This window comes from Streptomyces roseoviridis (assembly GCF_039535235.1).
GTDB lineage: Bacteria > Actinomycetota > Actinomycetes > Streptomycetales > Streptomycetaceae > Streptomyces > Streptomyces roseoviridis.
This window is the reverse complement of sequence record NZ_BAAAWU010000001.1, coordinates 3,104,095-3,122,357: the sequence shown is the minus strand read 5'-3', so window position 1 is coordinate 3,122,357 and position 18,263 is coordinate 3,104,095. Positions and strand designations below refer to the sequence as shown.

General features: G+C 73.2%; 14 protein-coding genes. 6 read left to right on the top strand and 8 right to left on the bottom strand.

Going from position 1 to position 18,263, the window contains the following annotated elements; genetic code table 11:
- Window positions 1-19 precede the first annotated feature (19 nt).
- Window positions 20-1,111, top strand: a complete 1,092-nt coding sequence (locus ABD954_RS14025; RefSeq protein ID WP_345492162.1) for a serine hydrolase domain-containing protein — start codon at window positions 20-22, stop codon at window positions 1,109-1,111.
- 148 nt (window positions 1,112-1,259) lie between these two features.
- Window positions 1,260-1,592 (top strand): DUF6401 family natural product biosynthesis protein, encoded by a 333-nt coding sequence (locus ABD954_RS14020; protein WP_345486355.1) that lies wholly within the window; start codon window positions 1,260-1,262, stop codon window positions 1,590-1,592.
- Window positions 1,593-1,916: 324 nt separating this feature from the next.
- Here the strand turns inward: ABD954_RS14020 and ABD954_RS14015 are convergent, their stop codons facing one another.
- From ABD954_RS14015 to ABD954_RS14005, 3 genes are all read right to left on the bottom strand, one after another.
- Window positions 1,917-2,786 carry a mechanosensitive ion channel family protein gene (locus ABD954_RS14015; RefSeq protein ID WP_345492160.1) on the bottom strand — a complete coding sequence of 290 codons (870 nt, stop codon included), beginning with the start codon at window positions 2,784-2,786 and terminating at the stop codon, window positions 1,917-1,919.
- Window positions 2,787-2,883: 97 nt separating this feature from the next.
- Window positions 2,884-3,984 carry an EamA family transporter RarD gene (rarD, locus tag ABD954_RS14010; RefSeq protein WP_345486353.1) on the bottom strand — a complete coding sequence of 367 codons (1,101 nt, stop codon included), beginning with the start codon at window positions 3,982-3,984 and terminating at the stop codon, window positions 2,884-2,886.
- 122 nt (window positions 3,985-4,106) lie between these two features.
- Window positions 4,107-4,973: an SDR family oxidoreductase gene (locus tag ABD954_RS14005; RefSeq protein WP_345492158.1), complete on the bottom strand. Its 867-nt coding sequence runs from the start codon at window positions 4,971-4,973 to the stop codon at window positions 4,107-4,109.
- A gap of 110 nt (window positions 4,974-5,083) precedes the next feature.
- Between ABD954_RS14005 and ABD954_RS14000 the strand changes: the two genes are divergently transcribed.
- The 4 genes from ABD954_RS14000 to ABD954_RS13985 all read left to right on the top strand — a co-directional run bounded on the left by ABD954_RS14000 (window position 5,084) and on the right by ABD954_RS13985 (window position 10,855).
- Window positions 5,084-5,503 carry a winged helix-turn-helix transcriptional regulator gene (locus ABD954_RS14000; RefSeq protein WP_345486351.1) on the top strand — a complete coding sequence of 140 codons (420 nt, stop codon included), beginning with the start codon at window positions 5,084-5,086 and terminating at the stop codon, window positions 5,501-5,503.
- A gap of 92 nt (window positions 5,504-5,595) precedes the next feature.
- Window positions 5,596-6,417: a hypothetical protein gene (locus tag ABD954_RS13995; protein WP_345486350.1), complete on the top strand. Its 822-nt coding sequence runs from the start codon at window positions 5,596-5,598 to the stop codon at window positions 6,415-6,417.
- Between the two features lie 5 nt (window positions 6,418-6,422).
- On the top strand, window positions 6,423-8,669 hold the full coding sequence (locus tag ABD954_RS13990; protein ID WP_345492156.1) for a bifunctional serine/threonine-protein kinase/ABC transporter substrate-binding protein: 2,247 nt from the start codon (window positions 6,423-6,425) through the stop codon (window positions 8,667-8,669).
- 2 nt (window positions 8,670-8,671) lie between these two features.
- On the top strand, window positions 8,672-10,855 hold the full coding sequence (locus ABD954_RS13985; RefSeq protein ID WP_345486349.1) for a bifunctional serine/threonine-protein kinase/ABC transporter substrate-binding protein: 2,184 nt from the start codon (window positions 8,672-8,674) through the stop codon (window positions 10,853-10,855).
- Between the two features lie 16 nt (window positions 10,856-10,871).
- Here the strand turns inward: ABD954_RS13985 and ABD954_RS13980 are convergent, their stop codons facing one another.
- The 5 genes from ABD954_RS13980 to ABD954_RS13960 form a co-directional block, all read right to left on the bottom strand.
- Entirely contained in the window at window positions 10,872-11,924 is a 1,053-nt protein-coding gene (locus ABD954_RS13980) for a 2-oxoacid:ferredoxin oxidoreductase subunit beta (protein WP_345486347.1), read from the bottom strand.
- The gene (locus tag ABD954_RS13975; RefSeq protein WP_345486346.1) at window positions 11,917-13,854 is read right to left on the bottom strand and encodes a 2-oxoacid:acceptor oxidoreductase subunit alpha; all 1,938 of its coding nucleotides are present in this window, start codon (window positions 13,852-13,854) and stop codon (window positions 11,917-11,919) included. The genes ABD954_RS13980 and ABD954_RS13975 overlap by 8 nt, the downstream gene beginning before the upstream one ends.
- 307 nt (window positions 13,855-14,161) lie before the next feature.
- Window positions 14,162-14,815, bottom strand: a complete 654-nt coding sequence (locus ABD954_RS13970; protein ID WP_345486345.1) for a LuxR C-terminal-related transcriptional regulator — start codon at window positions 14,813-14,815, stop codon at window positions 14,162-14,164.
- Between the two features lie 432 nt (window positions 14,816-15,247).
- On the bottom strand, window positions 15,248-16,534 hold the full coding sequence (locus ABD954_RS13965) for a sensor histidine kinase (RefSeq protein ID WP_345486344.1): 1,287 nt from the start codon (window positions 16,532-16,534) through the stop codon (window positions 15,248-15,250).
- Window positions 16,535-16,847: 313 nt separating this feature from the next.
- A complete protein-coding gene (locus tag ABD954_RS13960; protein WP_345486343.1) occupies window positions 16,848-18,182 on the bottom strand; it encodes a sensor histidine kinase in 1,335 nt (444 codons plus the stop codon).
- Window positions 18,183-18,263: the final 81 nt, after the last annotated feature.

Genomic DNA, 18,263 nt, shown 5'->3' with positions numbered 1-18,263 from the left:
GCCCAAGGAGCGCACCGTGATGCCCCTCATCCACCACCCCGACGGCCGCCGGGACCGCCCCGAGCTGCGGAAGGCCCTCCAGGAGATCGTCGAGTCCGGTTTCACCGGGGTGACGCTCCGCGTCCACGACCGGCACGGTGCATGGACCGGGAGCGCGGGCGCTGCCAGGCTCGGCGGGAGCGCCGCCCCGCCGGTCGACGGACGGCACCGGATCGGCAGCAACACCAAGACCTTCATCGCGGCGCTGGTGCTGCGGCTGGCGGCGGACGGCGCGGTCGCGCTGGACGACCCGGTGGCCGGCCTCCTGCCGGAGTTCGGCCTGGACCGCCGCGTCACGGTGCGCATGCTGCTCCAGCACACCAGCGGGATCTTCAACTTCACCGGCGAGTACGAGGAGGACGGGACGGTCACCCCCGGCATCGCCTGGCAGGGCCGGGCATGGGTGGAGAACCGGTTCGCCACCCACCGGCCCGACGAACTCGTACGCCTCGCCCTGTCCCAGCCGGCGAAGTTCGCCCCGGGCGCCGACTGGAGCTACTCCAACACCAACTACGTCCTCGCCCGGCTGCTGGTCGAGAGGGCCGCCGGGCGGCCCTTCGCCGAGGAGATGCACCGACGGGTCCTCCGGCCGCTCGGCCTGTCCGGCACCGTCGTGCCCGAGGACTCACCGGAGGTCCCCGAGCCGCACGCCCACGCGTACTACCGCTACGAGGAGGAGGGCGGCCACGAGGTCACGGTCGACGTCACCCGCCAGAACCCCACCTGGATCTCCGGCGGCGGCGACATGATCTCGACCACCCGGGACCTCCACACGTTCCTCTCCGCCCTCCTGGGCGGCCGGCTCCTCCCGGCGCCGCTGCTGAAGGAGATGTGCACCCCGCATCCCAAGGCGGGTTACGGTCTCGGGCTGTTCGTCCAGGAGACGGCGGGCGGCGCCACCGTCATCACCCACAACGGCGGCATCGCGGGGCACGCGGCACTGATGTACGGCACGCCCGACGGCGGCACGACCCTGACCGCGACGCTGAACTACGTCGACGACGCGGGCATGTCCCTGGCCGAGCCGTTCCAGAAGGCGACGCGCAACCTCGTCGAGGCGGTGTTCAGCTGAACGCGGGCGCGGAGGGAAATGGGGGGAGAGAGACCGGCGCAGGGGCTCGCGGATCATCCGGAGGCGCCGGTGCGGACCGGCGGCGAGGGGCCGGAGCTGCGACCAAGGTCACGGTCTGGACGGCGCTTTCCGCGCCTAATGTGGAGGGATGAACGATTCGCCCGACTGCCCCCTGGTCGGTGTCGCCGCCACGTACATGCCCCGGCTCTCGGAGTTCTCCTTCGAGCCGGGGCTGGTGGCCGCCGTCGATCAGCACGCGGCGGCCGTGTGTGACGCGCTCATCCCCGCGCAGCGCGGCCCGCGCGACCGGATCCCCCGGCCCCGGACCGTACGCCGCGAGGAACTCGCCGATTACGTGCTCGGCTTCACCGACTGGCTCGCCGAGGTCGACTGGGTCGAGCCCGTCGCCCACGACTTCGCGACCCTGCGCCTGACCGCCGTCTGCTGGCTGATCCGGGAGTACGACCTGCTGGCGGCGTGAGCCGCGCCGGAGCGTCCGTGCCGTCGGGGCCGTCGGGGTCCTCGGAGCCGTCGGAGCCGTCGGGGCCGTCGGGGTCCTCGGAGCCGTCGGAGCCGCCGGAGCCGTCGCGACCCTCGGAGCCGTCGGAGCTGCCGGAGCCGTCGGAGCTGCCGGAGCTGCCGGAGCTGCCGGAGCCGCTGGAGCCGCTGGAGCTGCCGGAGCCGCCGGAGCCGCTGGAGCCGCTGGAGCTGCCGGAGCCGCCGGAGCCGCTGGAGTCCTGGGAGCCGTCGGCCTGCGTCCCGTGGGGCCGGAGGGCGTCCGGCCCGTCGGGCCCGCGGCCGTTCGTCACATCGGGTCCGTCGGGGGCCGGCGGCCGGGTCCCTGGCCGGGGTCCTCGCCCGGGAGCGGTTCCTGGCCCGGCATCTGCTGCTGCCCGGGGCGGCGCTCCATCGGCTCCATCCGCTCCTGCGGGGCCGGCATCCCGCGCTTGGCGTCCTCACGACCGCGCTGGTACGCCGAGATCTGGTCCTTGGCGCGGCCGGTCTCCGACTCGGCGGCCGCGAGCCAGCGTTCCCAGCGGGACCGCATCGGCGTGATCAGTCCGCCGCCGACGCCGACGATCACCACACCGGCGATCATCGCGAGCACAGCCGTCAGGACCGGGCCGGTGATCGCGGTGGCGATGCCGGCCTGGCTGAGCGCGGCGATCACACCGAGCGCGACGATGAAGGCCCAGGCCGCCGTCGCGACGACCTTGCCGTACGACATCTGGCCGAGCGCGCCGGTCACGATGTCCCGGACGGCACGGGCGATGGCCATCGCCACGACGACGATGACGACGGCGACGATCGCCCGGGGCAGCCACGCGACGATGCCGTTGATCATGACGCTGACCGGGTTGGGGCCGAAGACCCCGAAGGCCAGCTGGAGCGCGATGAGCAGGATCGCGTAGTAGAGGATCTTGGCGATGATTCCGCTGGCGTCGTACTTCGAGCCCTTCAGGGCGTTCGCGGCACCGGAGCGTTCGGCCATCCGCTCGAAGCCGACCCGCCGCAGCAGGCGGTCGGCGACCCGGGCGATGATCTTCGCCACGAACCAGCCGATGAGCAGGATCGCGAGGAAGCCGATGAATTTCGGTACGAACTCGGCGACCGCGGACCAGGCGTCCGTGAAGCCCTTGCCGAAGTCGACCGAGAGGGCGAGGGGCTGCGACATGGCGCGTTCACTCATCTCGGGAGGAGGGGCGGGCCCGCACGGGGAGCGAGCCCCTGGACTCCCTGCGTAACACCGACCCGGTCGCCCTCGCGCGCGGTCAGCGTCCCGGCTGGGCCGATGGGGTGGAAAGCGGGGCGGAGGCGTTCTGCTCGCCGGGGTGTCCGGCCGCCGGAACGGCCGCGTCCCCGGGCACCGCGCGGGCGGGCACGGCGTCCGCCGGTGCCGGTGCCGCTGCCGCTGCCGGAGCCGGTGCCGATGCGGATGCCGCGGCCGGAGACGGAGCCGTGGCCGCCGCGGCGGCCAAGGCCGCCCGGCTGCGCCGCGCCGTGCGCAGGGCGTCCCAGCTGAGGATGGACAGGGCCAGCCACACCAGGGAGAAACCGGCCCAGCGCTCCGGCGGCATGGCCTCGTGGAAGTACAGGACGCCGAGGAGGAACTGGAAGACGGGCGCCAGGTACTGGAGCAGCCCGATGGTCGACAGCGGTACGCGGATCGCCGCGGCCCCGAAGCAGACCAGCGGCAGTGCCGTCACCAGGCCGGTCGCCGCGAGCAGGGCGGTGTGCCCGGCGCCCTCGGTGGTGAAGGTCGACTCACCCTGGGCGCCGAGCCAGACGAGGTAGCCGAGGGCGGGCAGGAACTGGACGGCCGTCTCGGCGGCGAGCGACTCCAGGCCGCCGATGTTCACCTTCTTCTTCACCAGCCCGTAGGTGCCGAAGCTGCACGCGAGCACGAGCGAGATCCAGGGAAGGCGTCCGTAGCCGACCGCGAGCACGACCACCGCCGCGACCGCGATGCCGACCGCCGCCCACTGCGCCGGGCGCAGCCGCTCCTTGAGGACGAGCACGCCGAGGGCGATGCTGACGAGCGGGTTGATGAAGTAGCCGAGCGAGGACTCCACGACGTGGCCGGCGTTGACGGCCCAGATGTAGACGCCCCAGTTCACCGTGATCAGGCCGGCGGCGAGGGTGATCAGCCCGAGCCGGCGCGGATCGGCGAGCAGCTCGCGCACCCAGCCCCAGCGGCGCAGCGCGAGGAGGGCGAGGCCGACCACGACGAGCGACCAGACCATCCGGTGGGCGAGGATCTCGACCGCGCCGGCGGGTTCGAGGAGCGGCCAGTAGAGGGGGAAGAGACCCCAGATGCCGTAGGCGGCCATTCCGTAGAACAGCCCCGCTCTTGCCTCGTGCTCCGTCTTCACCGGACCTCCTGCCCTGCCGGCCCTGCGCCGCGCTCCTGTCGACGGTAGCGCCGCGGAGGCCCACCTGTCATGCCCGTATCGCCATACGGTCCTGACTTCCCCCTGGGGAGGCGGGACCCAGGTCAGGAAGCGGCGAGGGCGGCTTCGATCGTCTCGGCGACCGGGGTGGTCGGACGGCCGATCAGCCGGGACAGGTCGTCACCGCGGGCCGCGAGCGCGCCGCGCGCGACGGCCTCGTCCACGTCGACCAGGATCTCGGCGAACGGGCGCGGCACACCGGCGCCGACGAGGATCTCCCGATGGGTCTCGGCCGGTACGTTCGTGAAGGAGATCGCGCGGCCGGACAGGCGGGCCACCTCGGCCGCGTACTCGGCCAGGGACCACGAGACGTCCCCACTCAGCTCGTACGCCTTCCCCAGGTGCTCGTCGAGCGGACCGGTGAGCACGGCCGCGGCCGCGGCGGCGTAGTCGGCGCGGGCGGCGGAGGCGACCCGGCCCTCGCCGGCGTTGGAGACGACGGCGCCGTGCGCGAGGACGGGGGCGAGGTTGTCGGTGTAGTTCTCGGTGTACCAGCCGTTGCGGAGGAAGGTGTACGGCAGGCCGGAGTCGAGGATCGCCCGCTCGGTCGCCTTGTGCTCATCGGCGAGGACGAAGTCGGCCTCGGGTCCGCCGAGGATGCCGGTGTACGCGAGCTGGGCGACCCCGGCGGCCTTGGCGGCGGTGACGACCGCCTCGTGCTGGGGCAGCCGTCGCCCGACCTCGTTGCCGGAGATCAGCAGCACCCGGTCGCCGGAGCCGAAGGCGTCGGCCAGGGTCTCGGGGCGGTCGTAGTCGGCGACCCGCAGCTCGACCCCGCGCTCGGCGAGGTCGGCCGCCTTGTCCTTGTCACGGACCACGGCGGCGACGGACTCGGCGGGCACGGAGGTGAGGAGGGCGTCGATGACGAGGCGGCCGAGGCGGCCGGTGGCTCCGGTGACGACGATGCTCATGTGCTGCTCCCGGTTCTGGTGGCGGCGGCCCGGCGGTCGGCGGGCCATGCACTCACCATACGGAGGGCGCTAACCTTTCGTAAGTACCCACTTTTAAGTAAGGTACTTCCATGGGAGTAAGTGGCAAGACCGTCCCGGCCTCCAAGCCGAAACCCGACGTCAACGAGCCGATGTGCCCCTCGCGCCTCGTCCTGGAGCACGTCACCAGCCGCTGGGGCGTGCTGATCCTCGCCGCCCTGCTGGAGCGCTCCTACCGCTTCAGCGAGCTGCGCCGCGCGATCGGCGGCGTCACCGAGAAGATGCTCGCCCAGACCCTCCAGACCCTGGAGCGCGACGGCTTCGTGCACCGCGACGCCAAGCCCGTCATCCCGCCGCGCGTCGACTACAGCCTCACCGACCTCGGCCGCGAGGCCGCCCGGCAGGTGTGGGAGCTCGCCCGCTGGAGCGAGCACCGCCTCGCCGCCGTGCAGGAGGCCCGCGAGCGCTACGACGCGGCCCGCAACGGATCCGTCATCGCCGCGTCCCAATGACGTTGTAAACGGGGTGAGTTGACCCGGCCCGCCGTACGATCTCCCCACGACCGTGGGGAATTCGTGACCGTGTGGGGGGAACCGTGGCGGACGTGAGCCGAAGACTGGTGCGCGCCTGTGGCGCGCTGGCGGCCGGTGGGGTGCTGGTCCTGGCGGGATGCTCGGGGAGCGGCGGGGACAAACCCGACGGCGATGCCGGCCCGTCCACCGGCACGTCGGCCCCGGCCGCCACGAGCCCGAGGCCGACCCCGAGCGCCGCACCGACCGGTATCGACTTCACACCGGACCCCTCCCGCGTGCCGAGGACCTCCGACGACGCGGGACGGCTGGCCCTCGCGATCGTCGCCGGCCCCGACGCCTGGGGTCCGGACTACGTCAAGCGGAGCCCCTACCTGAGCGACCCCGGCTCCTGGCCGGTGCTGGACGCGAACTGCACGTGGGGCAGCGGCGCCCGCCCCCGTTCCGTCCTGTCCAGCGTCACCGCCTACAGCGAGATCCCGGCCTCCGACGGCAGGGGAGCGCTCCGGGTCGCCGCCACCGTCACCGTGCACCGCACGGAATCCGACGCGGACTGGGAGATGGCCGGGACGCTGGAGGAGGCGCTGCGCTGTCCCACCCAGCTGTTGCGCGCGGGAGAACGCGTCACCGACCTCATGTCCCTCGGCAGCCCCTACGGCGTGGGCGGCAACACCACGTCGACCGACTCCCTCACCGAGCGCGGCTGGTACCTCAGCGACGCCTTCAAGGGCCGGCAGTTCTACAGCTGGTTCCAGTCCCGCATCGGCCAGGTCACGGTCGCCACCGTCGTCAAGGGAGCCCCTGGCTACAACGAGGCGGACACCAACGCCGACCAGGTCCGCGCCAACGTGGCCATGCAGGAACGCATCAAGACGGAGCTGGGAGCCCAGTCGTGAGCCAGATGCCCCCGCCGGTCCCCGCCGACGTCCCCGAGCCCGGCGCCCTCCAGCCGCTGCTCCCCGCCGACCCCTCCTCCCTCGCCGGCTACCGCCTCCTCGGGCGGCTCGGCGCCGGAGGCATGGGCGTCGTCTACCTCGGCCGCACCGACAGCGGTGAGCTCGCCGCCGTCAAGGTCACTCACGCCGACCAGGCGGACCAGGCCGACTTCCGGGCCCGCTTCCGCCGGGAGGTCGAGGCCGCCCGCCGGGTCACCAGCCCCTGGGCGGTGCCCGTCACCGGCGCCGACCCGGACGCCCCCGAGCCCTGGATGGCCACGGCGTTCGTGCCCGGCCCCTCCCTGGCCGAAGCGGTCAACGCCCACGGCCCGCTGCCCGAGCGGAGCGTGCGGGTCCTCGGCGGTGCCATCGCCCGCGCCCTGGCCGCCGTACACGCCGCCGGGCTCGTGCACCGCGACGTGAAGCCGGGCAACGTCCTGCTCGCCGTCGACGGACCCCGGCTCATCGACTTCGGCATCGCGCGCGTCACCGACGAGACCGCCCTCACCTCCACCGACATGGTGGTCGGCACCCCTGGCTTCCTCGCCCCCGAACAGGCCGAGGCCCGCGCCGCCGACATCGGCCCCGCAGCCGACGTCTTCGCCCTCGGCTGCCTCCTCGCCTTCGCGGCCACCGGCCGCCCGCCGTTCGGCACGGGCACCGTGCACGCGCTGCTCTACCGCACCGTCCACGACGAACCCGACCTCGCCGGCGTACCGGAAGCACTGCTCGACCTCGTACGGCAGTGCCTCGCCAAGGACCCGGCCGACCGGCCCTCGGCCGAGGCCGTCGCCGACCGGCTCACCGAGGACACCCCCGGCAGCGCCGCCGACTGGCTGCCCGCGCCGGTGGTCCGCACCATCGCCGAACGCTCGGCGCGGATGCTCGCCCTTCCCGCGATCGACCCGACCGCGCCCGGCACCGCATCCGAGGCCCCGCCCCACCCCGGCCGCCGACGGCTCCTGCTGCTCGGCGCCGGTGCCGCCGTCCTCGCGGCCGGCGGCGGCGTGGCCGCCTGGGCCGGGATGCGAAACGGCGACGACACCGACCGCGCGAGCACTCCAGGGAAGCCCACCACCTGGGCCATCGGCCTTCTCGCCGACCTCTCCGGACCCGCCGGGGAGCTCGGCCGGGCCCAGGAGCGCGGCGCCCGGCTCGCCGTCGAGCAGTTCAACGCCCTGCACAAGGGCGACCCCTTCCTCCTGGAGCTCAAGGTCTCCGACGACCGCGGCGATCGCACCGGAGCCCTCGCAGCCGCCCGCCGACTGACCTCCGACGCCTCGGTGGTCGCGGTCCTCGGCCCCACCTCGGACGACACGGGCCAGGCCGCCCTTCCCGCTTTCGAAGAGGTCGGCGTGCCCCTCATCACCGTCTCGGCCGGGTACAACCTGCTCACCCAGCGGCTACCGACCAGCCCGCCGAACACCACCGTGCTGCGCGCGATCCCGAACCACATCATGGCCGGCACGTACCTGGCCTTCGCCGCCACCCTGTTGCCCCGGATCCGCCGTCCCGGGGTCCTCCAGGAACGCACCGACGACCAGTACAGCTGGCAGTACACCGGCGGTGTCCGCTTCGGCTTCGGGCAGGCCGGCATCACCCCGCACTACCGTGTGGTCCCCGCCCGCGTCACCGACTACCGCAGGGTCATCGGGGAGATGATCGACGCCGGCATCGACGCGTACGTCCACTGCGGTGTCCGCTCCACCGCCGTGCTCGCCGCCCGAGCCCTGACCGAACTCGGCTTCTCCGGGCCCCGGTTCGCCGGCCAGCACGTCTTCGACGCCGCCTTCCTGAAGGAGGCCGGGGCGGACGCCGAGGGCTGGTTCGTCTGCGCGCCCGTCGCCGACCCCGTCCAGCGCGCCGCCGACGGCAAACAGAAAGCGCAGGACCGCAAGCTCACCCAGAACTTCCTCACCGCCCACCGGAAGAGGTACCGGACCGACCCCGCCTTCTACACGGGTGAGGCCTATGACGCGGTCGGCATGGTTCTGGCCTGGCTCTCGAAGAACGCCGCCAAGGGCCCGCTGACCAGAAAGGGGCTGTGGGAGGCCCTGCGCGCACAGAAGTACTCCGGCGCGATGGGAGGCTACGCGTTCGACGCGAACGGCGAGCTCTCGGGCGTCGGCACCTTCGTGTACGCCGTGCGGAACGGGGCGTACACATTCATCGGCGGCGCCCCCGCCCTTCCCGAGAAGGCCGGGAAGAGCTGACGGTGCAACCGCTCAAGAAGACCGACCCGTCCACGATCGCCGGTTACCGGATCCTCAGGCGCCTCGGCACCGGCGGTATGGGCGTCGTCTACCTCGCCCGTACCGCGGGCGGCGCACTCGCCGCGCTCAAGCTCATCCGCGCCGAGCACGCCGCCGACCCCGGATTCCGGGAGCGGTTCCGCCGCGAGGCGCGCGCCGCCGAGCGGATCACGGGCCGCTGGGTCGTACGGGTGCTGGGCGCGGACCCGGAGGCCCGCGAGCCCTGGCTCGCCACCGAGTTCGTGCCCGGTCCCTCCCTCGCCGAGGCCGTCGCCCTGCACGGAGCCCTGCCCGAGCCGACCGTGCGGGCGCTCGGCGCCCGGCTCGCCGACGCCCTCGCCGACATGCACGAGGCCGGGCTCGTCCACCGCGACGTCAAGCCCGGCAACGTCCTCCTCGCCCTCGACGGGCCCCGGCTGATCGACTTCGGCATCGCGCGCAGCGCCGGAGCGACCGCGCTCACCGCCACCGACGTGATGATCGGCACCCCCGGCTTCCTCGCCCCCGAGCAGGCGCGGGCCGCCGGGGCGGGGGAGGTCGGCCCGGCCAGTGACGTCTTCTCCCTGGGCTGTGTCCTCGCGTACGCGCTGACCGGCCGCCGCCCCTTCGGTACGGGCGCCGTCGCTGCGGTCGTCTACCGCACCGTCCACGCGGATCCCGACCTCGACGGCGTACCGGAAGGGCTGCTGCCGCTGGTGACGGCCTGCCTCGCCAAGGACGCCGCCGACCGGCCCACCGCCGCCGAGGTGCGCGTGGCCCTGGGTCCGGCCGACGGTCCGGCCGGGGACTGGCTGCCGCCCGGTCTGCCCGCGCTGGTCGCGGAGCGCTCGTCCCGGGTCCTGAACCTGCCGGTGGCCGACCCCACGACGGTGGAACCGGCGCAGCCCACGGGTGTCTCCCGGCGAAGGCTGCTCGTCCTCGCCTCGGCCGGCACCGTCGCGGCGGCCGGTGGCGTCGCCGCCTGGCTGTACGGCCGGGAGCCCGCTGGGGCGGGTGCCGGAGGGACCGGCGGCGGGACGGGCACCGCGAAGGCGACGTACACGCTCGGTGTCCTGACCGATCTGAGCGGCCCGGGCAAGGAGGACGGTCTCGCCCAGCAACGCGGACTCCGCCTGGCGCTCGAGACCTTCAACGCCCGCCCGGACCGGCCCTTCGACCTGGCCATCGAGGTGATCGACGACGGAGGAGACCCCAAGCGGACCTCTGCCGGGGCACGGGCCCTGCTCCGGGACGCCGGCCTGGTCGCGGCCCTGGGCCCGACGACCACGGAGACCGCCGTGGCGGCGGCGGACGTCCTCGTCGCGGCGAAGGTGCCGGTGGTGAGTGTGGTGGCGTCCGTGCCGACCGGCGTCATCCGGGCCCAGACGCCCGACAGCCGCACGTACTTCGAGGTGCGGCCCCTCCCGGGCACGCTGATCGTCCCCTTCGCCCGCTACCTCTCCGAGCACGACCGGGGCCGCACGGCGGTCGTCGAGGACCGGGCGGGCGGCACCTACAGCTGGTCCGCGGCGAAGAGCATGAGGGACTCGCCCCCCGCCGGCGGCACGGTCACCGTGCACCGGGTCGCGGCGGACAGCGAGGACTTCGGCCCCGCGGTGCGGGCCGCGCTCGCCACCTCTCCGCTGGGCGTGATGTACGCGGGCACGTCGCCCCGCCGGGCCGCCCTGTGCGCCAGGTCCCTCCGCGAGCACGGCTACCGGGGCCCGTGCGGGAGTGTCGAGCACGTGCTCCAACCGGAGTTCCTCGCCGTGGCGGGGCCGGCGGCCGAGGGCTGGTACTTCGGCGCCGGCTACACCGATCCCGAGACGGTACCGTCCGCGAAGGGGTTCACGGCCGCGTACCGTAAGCGCTGGCGCCTGGCGGCCACGGACCGGATCGACCGGTACGCCGTGGAGTCGTACGACGCGCTGCACTGGGTGGCTCAGGCCCTGCGCACCGCCGTCGGGAGGAAGGCCGAGCTCAAGGGTCCGGCCATCGCGAACGCCCTCATGACCGTCGACGAGTCCTTCCAGGGCGTGGCCAGGACCTACGACGCGGGAGCCAGTTTCGACTCGCAGGCCGCACTGAAGGGGCTGACCCTCTGGCAGGTCCGTTCGGGAACGCCACGCTGCCTCGGCCCGTTCGCCGAGGCAGCGAAGCGCGACTGACCGCCGGGGCGGGCCGTCAGCCCACCACCGTCCAGGTGTCCTTGCCGGTCAGCAGCTGTGCCAGGTCTCCCTTGCCCTGCTGCTCCACGGCCTTCTCCAGCTGCTCCGCCATCAGCGTGTCGTACACCGGCCGCTCCACCGACCGGAACACCCCGATGGGGGTCTGGTGGAGGGTGTCGGGGTCGGCGAGCCGGGAGAGGGCGAAGGCCGTGGTGGGGGAGTCGGCGTGGGCGTCGTGGACCAGGATCCGGTCCTCGTTCTCCGCCGTCACGGTGACGACCTTCAGGTCGCCGGTGGCCGGGTCGCGCACGACGCCCTTGCCGAGCTCGGCGCCGAAGCGGATCGGCTGCCCGTGCTCCAGACGGATGACCGCCTCCTTGGCCTGGTCCTTGTCCTTGAGGACCTCGAAGGCGCCGTCGTTGAAGATGTTGCAGTTCTGGTAGATCTCCACCAGGGCGGTGCCGTTGTGCTCGGCGGCCCGGCGCAGCACCTCGGTGAGGTGCTTGCGGTCGGAGTCCACCGTCCGCGCCACGAAGGACGCCTCCGCGCCGAGCGCCAGGGACACCGGGTTGAAGGGCGCGTCGAGCGAGCCCATCGGGGTCGACTTGGTGATCTTGCCGAGCTCCGAGGTGGGGCTGTACTGGCCCTTGGTGAGGCCGTAGATCCGGTTGTTGAACAGCAGGATCTTCAGGTTCACGTTGCGGCGCAGGGCGTGGATGAGGTGGTTGCCGCCGATGGACAGCGCGTCGCCGTCACCGGTGACGACCCACACCGACAGGTCGCGGCGCGAGGTCGCGAGGCCGGTGGCGATGGCGGGGGCGCGGCCGTGGATGGAGTGCATCCCGTAGGTGTTCATGTAGTACGGGAAGCGGGAGGAGCAGCCGATGCCGGAGACGAAGACGATGTTCTCCTTCGCCAGGCCGAGCTCGGGCAGGAAGCCCTGGACGGCGGCGAGGACGGCGTAGTCGCCGCAGCCGGGGCACCAGCGCACCTCCTGGTCGGACTTGAAGTCCTTCATCGACTGGGCGGCGTCTGCCTTGGGCACGAGCTGCAGGAGCGACTCACTCATCGATGGCCTCCTTCAGAGCGGCTGCGAGCTGCTCGGCCTTGAACGGCATGCCGTTGACCTGGTTGTGGCTGCGGGCGTCGACGAGGTACTTCGCCCGGACGAGGGTGGCGAGCTGGCCCAGGTTCATCTCGGGAACGATCACCTTCTCGTAGCGCCTCAGCACCTCCCCGAGGTTCTTCGGGAAGGGGTTCAGGTGGCGCAGATGGGCCTGCGCGATGGGGAGGCCGGCGGCCCGCAGCCGGCGTACGGCGGCGGTGATCGGCCCGTAGGTGGAGCCCCAGCCGAGGACGAGGGTCTTCGCGCCGTCCGGGTCGTCGACCTCGACGTCGGGCACCTCGATGCCGTCGATCTTGGCCTGCCGGGTGCGGACCATGAAGTCGTGGTTGGCCGGGTCGTAGCTGATGTTGCCGGTGCCGTCCTGCTTCTCGATGCCGCCGATGCGGTGTTCGAGACCGGGCGTGCCGGGCAGGGCCCAGGGCCGGGCGAGGGTCTCCGGGTCGCGCTTGTACGGCCAGAAGACCTCGGCGCCGTCGGCGAGGGTGTGGTTCGGGCCGGTGGCGAACGTCGTGGTCAGGTCCGGCAGTTCGTCGACCTCGGGGATCCGCCAGGGCTCGGAGCCGTTGGCCAGGTAGCCGTCGGAGAGCAGCAGGACCGGGGTGCGGTAGGTGAGCGCGATCCGGGCCGCGTCGAGCGCCGCGTCGAAGCAGTCGGCGGGCGTGCGCGGGGCGACGACGGGCACCGGGGCCTCGCCGTTGCGCCCGTACATGGCCTGGAGGAGGTCGGCCTGCTCGGTCTTGGTGGGCAGACCGGTGGACGGCCCGCCGCGCTGGATGTCGACGATGAGCAGCGGCAGTTCGAGCGAGACGGCCAGGCCGATGGTCTCGGACTTGAGCGCCACGCCGGGGCCGCTGGTGGTGGTGACGGCGAGCGAGCCGCCGAAGGCGGCGCCGAGCGCCGCGCCGATGCCGGCGATCTCGTCCTCGGCCTGGAAGGTCCGCACGCCGAAGTTCTTGTGCTTGCTGAGCTCGTGCAGGATGTCCGAGGCCGGGGTGATCGGGTACGAGCCCAGGTAGAGCGGCAGGTCCGCCTGGCGGGCGGCGGCGACCAGACCGTAGGACAGGGCCAGGTTCCCGGAGATGTTGCGGTACGTGCCGGTGGGGAAGGCCCGGGTCGCGGGGGCGACCTCGTAGGAGACGGCGAAGTCCTCGGTGGTCTCGCCGAAGTTCCAGCCGGCCCGGAAGGCGGCCACGTTCGCCTCGGCGATCTCCGGCTTCTTCGCGAACTTCTGGCGCAGGAAGGTCTCGGTGCCCTCGGTGGGCCGGTGGTACATCCAGGAGAGCAGCCCGAGCGCGAACATGTTCTTGGAGCGCTCGGCCTCCTTGCGGGAGAGCCCGAAGTCCTTCAGGGCCTCGACCGTCAGGGTGGTCAGCGGCACCGGATGGACCTGGTAGCCGTCCAGCGAACCGTCCTCCAGCGGGGACGTCTCGTAGCCGACCTTCGCCATGGCCCGCTTGGCGAACTCGTCGGTGTTGACGATGATCTCGCCGCCGCGCGGCACGTCCCCGATGTTGGCCTTCAGCGCGGCCGGGTTCATCGCGACCAGCACGTTCGGGGCGTCGCCCGGGGTCAGGATGTCGTGGTCGGCGAAGTGCAGCTGGAACGAGGACACGCCCGGCAGGGTGCCCGCGGGTGCCCGGATCTCCGCCGGGAAGTTCGGCAGCGTGGAGAGGTCGTTCCCGAAGGACGCCGTCTCCGAGGTGAACCGGTCACCCGTGAGCTGCATGCCGTCACCGGAGTCGCCCGCGAAGCGGATGATCACCCGGTCGACCCGGCGGACTTCCTTCGCGGAGCCGTGGTCGGCCGTCGCCGGGGCTGTGCGCTGCTCCCCGACCAGGGCCTCACCGGCCTCGCTACTGACCTGGCTGGTCACTGAACTGGACCTCCCTCGCGGAAAGGGTTCTCTCCGTCGAGACGTCACCCGCGGAGAAGGCTCGGGAGACGACCGGAGGACCGGCCGTCCCGAGGCCCACCCTACGTCCGTCAGGTGGGCCTTCCCGGGACTTCTCGCATCGTGGACCGCGTTTTGAGACGCCCCGACACGCCCTTTTGTTGTCAATTGTCGCTCTCCGTGAGCCCCCGAGTCCACCGGAGGATCGCGCTCCGCTCATTTTCGGTCACAGAGCGGGATCGAGCGGCGCCCTTCCTTCCCGGCCCGTTTCTGGCAGAGTGTCAGGCTTTCAGGAGTTCAGGTAGGTCAACACCGCGAGTACCCGGCGGTGATCCCCGTCACTCGGCGACAGGCCCAGCTTCAGGAAGATGTTCCCGATGTGCTTCTCCACCGCGCCGTCGCTCACCACCAGCTGCTTCGCGATGGCCGAATTCGTACGACCCTCCGCCATCAGGCCCAGGACCTCCCGCTCACGCGGGGTCAGCACGGCCAGCACGTCCTGCCTGCGGCTGCGGCCGAGCAGCTGCGCCACCACCTCCGGATCCAGCGCCGTACCGCCGTCGGCCACCCGCACCACCGCGTCCACGAACTCCCGGACCTCGGCGACCCGGTCCTTCAGGAGGTAGCCCACGCCCGTGCTGGAACCGGCGAGCAGCTCCGTCGCGTACTGCTCCTCCACGTACTGCGAAAGGACCAGCACCCCGAGCCCCGGATGCTCCTTCCGCAGCCGCACCGCCGCCCGCACCCCCTCGTCCGTGTGCGTCGGCGGCATCCGTACGTCCGCCACGACCACGTCCGGCAGCGCCCCCTCCGCCGCGAGCTCGGACACGGTCTTCACCAGCGCCTCACCGTCCCCGACCCCGGCGACCACCTCGTGCCCCAGATCGGTGAGGAGACGGGTGAGCCCCTCGCGCAGCAGCACCGAGTCCTCGGCGATCACCACCCGTACGCCCGTACGGGCCTCCCCCCGAGAGGACCCCCACGCCGCGCCCCTGTCCGGCCCCAAGTCCGTCACCGCCCCTGCCTTTCCGATCGAGCTGAGTGAGCCCCAGCATCGCAGCAGAAGGGACGCCGTGGGCGCCGTAGGGGTTCAAGGGGCAAGCGGTAAGGGTTCAAGGAACAGGCCGTAAGGATTCAGGGAGCAAGAGGGGACGGGGAGGGGAGGGGCAGGGAGGGGAGGGGAGGGGCAGGGAGGACGGGACAGGGTCGGTAGCGGCGGCGGCAGCGGCAGGGAGCGGGGCGGGGCGGGCCGCCCCGGCCGGGCTCAGGGCCGCCAGGGCAGCTCCGCCGTCACCGTCGTCGGGCCGCCCCGGCCGGTGTTCAGGGCCGTAGGGCAGCTCTGCGGCCGCCGTCGTCGGGCCACTCCGGCCGGGGGTCAGGGCCGCCAGGGCAGCTCCGCCGTCACCGTCGTCGGGCCGCCCGAGGGCGAGTCGACCGCCAGGACGCCGTCGACCGCGTCGATCCGTTCCGCCAGGCCCGCGAGGCCGCGCCCCGCCGCCGGGTCCGCACCGCCCGCGCCGTCGTCCCGTACCTGGAGCATCAGCCGGTCGTCCCTGCGCCACACGTCCACCCAGGCCCGCGCGGCCCGGGAGTGCTTGGAGACGTTCTGCAGCAGCTCGGACACGGTGAAGTAGGCGATGCCCTCGATCGCCGCGGCCGGCCGGCCCGGCAGGTCCACCTCCACCGACACCGGGACGGTGCAGCGGGCGGCGACGGCGGAGAGGGCGGCGTCGAGGCCGCGGTCGGTGAGGACGGCGGGGTGGATGCCCCGGGCCAGGTCGCGCAGCTCCTGGAGGGCGAGCTTGACCTCGCCGTGCGCCTCGTCGACCATCGCCGCCGCGGCCAGCGGATCCCGTGCCAGCCGCTCCTTCGCCAGGCCCAGATCCATCGCGAGGGCGACGAGCCGGGCCTGGGCGCCGTCGTGCAGGTCGCGTTCGATGCGGCGCAGGTCGGCGGCGGCGGTGTCCACGACCACGCCCCGGTCCGACTCCAGCTCCGTGACCCGGTCGGCCAGCCGCGACGGACCGAGCAGCCCCGACACCATCAGCCGGTCGACCGCCACCAGGCCCCGCGTGACCCACGGCCACACGAGCACGAAGACCAGGCCCACGAGAGAGGTGACGGCGATCTCGAACGGGGAGTCGAGGTAGAGGGCGTGCGTCTCGTCCCCGTACACCTGGAGCCCGTCCTGACCCGCGTACATCGGGAACACCCACTGCCACAGCGGATACGTGAACAGGCCCCAGCCCCACGCCCACAGCGCCAGCGTCACGGGGAAGGAGAAGACCGCCCACGGGAAGTGCACGAACGCGTAGAGCAGGTGCCGCCAGGACACCCCGCTCTTCAGCGTCGCGCCCATCCACGACAGGGCCCCGCCGGTCCGCCCCCGCGCCGGCTCCGGAGCCCGTACGTCGAGCCCCAGCAGCCCGCGCGCCCGCGCCCGCTCCACCGCACCGAAACCCCGGCAGACGGTGAGCGCCCCGGCCAGGACCGGGATGCCGAGGAAGGTCACGAGCAGTCCGGCACCGGCCGAGACCAGGGTGACGGCGAGAGAGAAGGACAGGACGCTCAGCGGCAGCCCGGTCAGGACGTAGCCGAACTCGCGCCAGGTGCGCCCCTCGAAGGGCGCGCGGACGGCGGCGGGGGGACGGAGGGAGGCCATCGGGAGTCCGTTTCTCATCCGGGGTCGGTCAGGTACCCCCACCCTCGCGGGAGGGAGGGGGCCGGGACCATGAGGAGGGTGGGCGTCTGTGACGGGGGGTTGTCCCTACCGGCGGCCTCCGGTTTCCGGAACGGAGGGCCCGCCCGGCGCGCTCCGATTTCCGGTACGGAGGGCCAGTCGACGCGCTCCGGTTTCCGGTACGGGGGTCCGGGCGGCGGGCCGGCTTCGGTACGGGGTCCTGCCCGCGCGCTCCGGTCGTCGGAACGGAGGGCCCACCCGGCGCGCTCCGGGCACCGGAACGGGAAGGGCGCCCCTACCGGCGCGCCGCGGTGGACGGCGTACGGTCCCGCCAGGGCAGCTCCGCCGTGACCACCGTCGGCCCGCCCGTCGGCGAGTCCACGACGAAGACGCCGTCGACCGCGCCGAGCCGTTCCGCGAGCCCCGCCATCCCCGTACCGCCGCCGTCGAGCCGCGCCCCGTCGAGCCGTGCCCCGCCCACGCCGTCGTCGCGGACCTGGAGCATCAGGCGGTCCTTCGCCCGCCACACCTCCACCGAGGCGGAACGGGCCCGGGAGTGCTTGGAGACGTTCTGCAGCAGCTCGGACACGGTGAAGTAGGCGATGCCCTCGATCGCCTCGGCGGGCCGCTCGGCCAGGTCGACCGAGACCCGCACCGGGACGGTGCAGCGGGCGGCGACGGCGGAGAGTGCGGCGTCGAGGCCGCGGTCGGTGAGGACGGCCGGGTGGATGCCCCGGGCCAGGTCGCGCAGCTCCTGGAGGGCGAGCTTGACCTCGCCGTGCGCCTCGTCGACCATCGCCGCGGCCGCCTCCGGGTCGTCGAGGAGCTTCTCCTTCGCGAGACCGAGCCCCATCGCGAGGGCGACGAGCCGGGCTTGGGCGCCGTCGTGCAGGTCGCGTTCGATGCGGCGCAGGTCGGCGGCGGCGGTGTCCACGACCACGCCCCGGTCCGACTCCAGCTCCGCGATCCGCCGCTCCAGCTCGTCCGAGGGCGACAGCAGCCCCCGCACCAGGGCCCGGTCCACGTTGGACAGGCCGCGCGCCAGGAACGGCAGCACCGGCCACAGCACGAACAGCGACACCAGGGTCACCGTGAAGGCCAGCACGCCCCAGGGCAGCCGGATGAACCCGTACAGCTGACTGCGCCAGGCCACCGGATCCCTGAGGCGCGACCACAGCCAGCCGAAGAACCCGTCCCCGCCCGGCAGCCGGCTCGGCTCGTCCACGCGGACGCCGAGCAGCCCGCGCGCCCGGGCCCGTTCCGCCCGTCCCATGCCGCGCGCACCAGAGAGGCCGAGCGCGAGCAGCGGCAGACCGACGACCGTGACCGCGAGGCCCACGCCGAGCGAGACGGTCACCACGGAGTACAGGAAGCCGGCCAGCGCGCACGGGAGGTCGGCGAGGAGGTGCGCGACCTCCTTCCAGGTGTGCCGGCCGAGGGCGAACCGCGCGGGCGGCAGCGAGGCGTCGGCCGGGGTGCCGGTCCCGGTGTCGGCCGGGGCGTCGGCCCGTGCGCCGGTCCCGGCATCGGCCGGGGCGTCGACCCGGGTGCCGGTCCGGGCATCGGTCCGGGCATCGGTCCGCGTGTCGGTCCCGGCTTCGGAGGGGGTGTCGGTGCGGCGGTCGCTCATGACCGCAAGACTGCCGGTAGCGGGGCCGGACACGCCATGGGGGAGGTGGCCGGGAACGGAGGGGGGATAACCCCACCGCGA

Bases quoted from the DNA above. Each gene is read 5' to 3' on its own strand.
- ABD954_RS14025 (WP_345492162.1), top strand. From the start codon at position 20: ATGCCCCTCATCCACCACCCCGACGGCCGCCGGGACCGCCCCGAGCTG.
- ABD954_RS14020 (WP_345486355.1), top strand. From the start codon at position 1,260: ATGAACGATTCGCCCGACTGCCCCCTGGTCGGTGTCGCCGCCACGTAC.
- ABD954_RS14015 (WP_345492160.1), bottom strand. From the start codon at position 2,786: ATGTCGCAGCCCCTCGCCCTCTCGGTCGACTTCGGCAAGGGCTTCACG.
- ABD954_RS14005 (WP_345492158.1), bottom strand. From the start codon at position 4,973: ATGAGCATCGTCGTCACCGGAGCCACCGGCCGCCTCGGCCGCCTCGTC.
- ABD954_RS14000 (WP_345486351.1), top strand. From the start codon at position 5,084: ATGGGAGTAAGTGGCAAGACCGTCCCGGCCTCCAAGCCGAAACCCGAC.
- ABD954_RS13990 (WP_345492156.1), top strand. From the start codon at position 6,423: ATGCCCCCGCCGGTCCCCGCCGACGTCCCCGAGCCCGGCGCCCTCCAG.
- ABD954_RS13980 (WP_345486347.1), bottom strand. From the start codon at position 11,924: ATGAGTGAGTCGCTCCTGCAGCTCGTGCCCAAGGCAGACGCCGCCCAG.
- ABD954_RS13965 (WP_345486344.1), bottom strand. From the start codon at position 16,534: ATGGCCTCCCTCCGTCCCCCCGCCGCCGTCCGCGCGCCCTTCGAGGGG.
- ABD954_RS13960 (WP_345486343.1), bottom strand. From the start codon at position 18,182: ATGAGCGACCGCCGCACCGACACCCCCTCCGAAGCCGGGACCGACACG.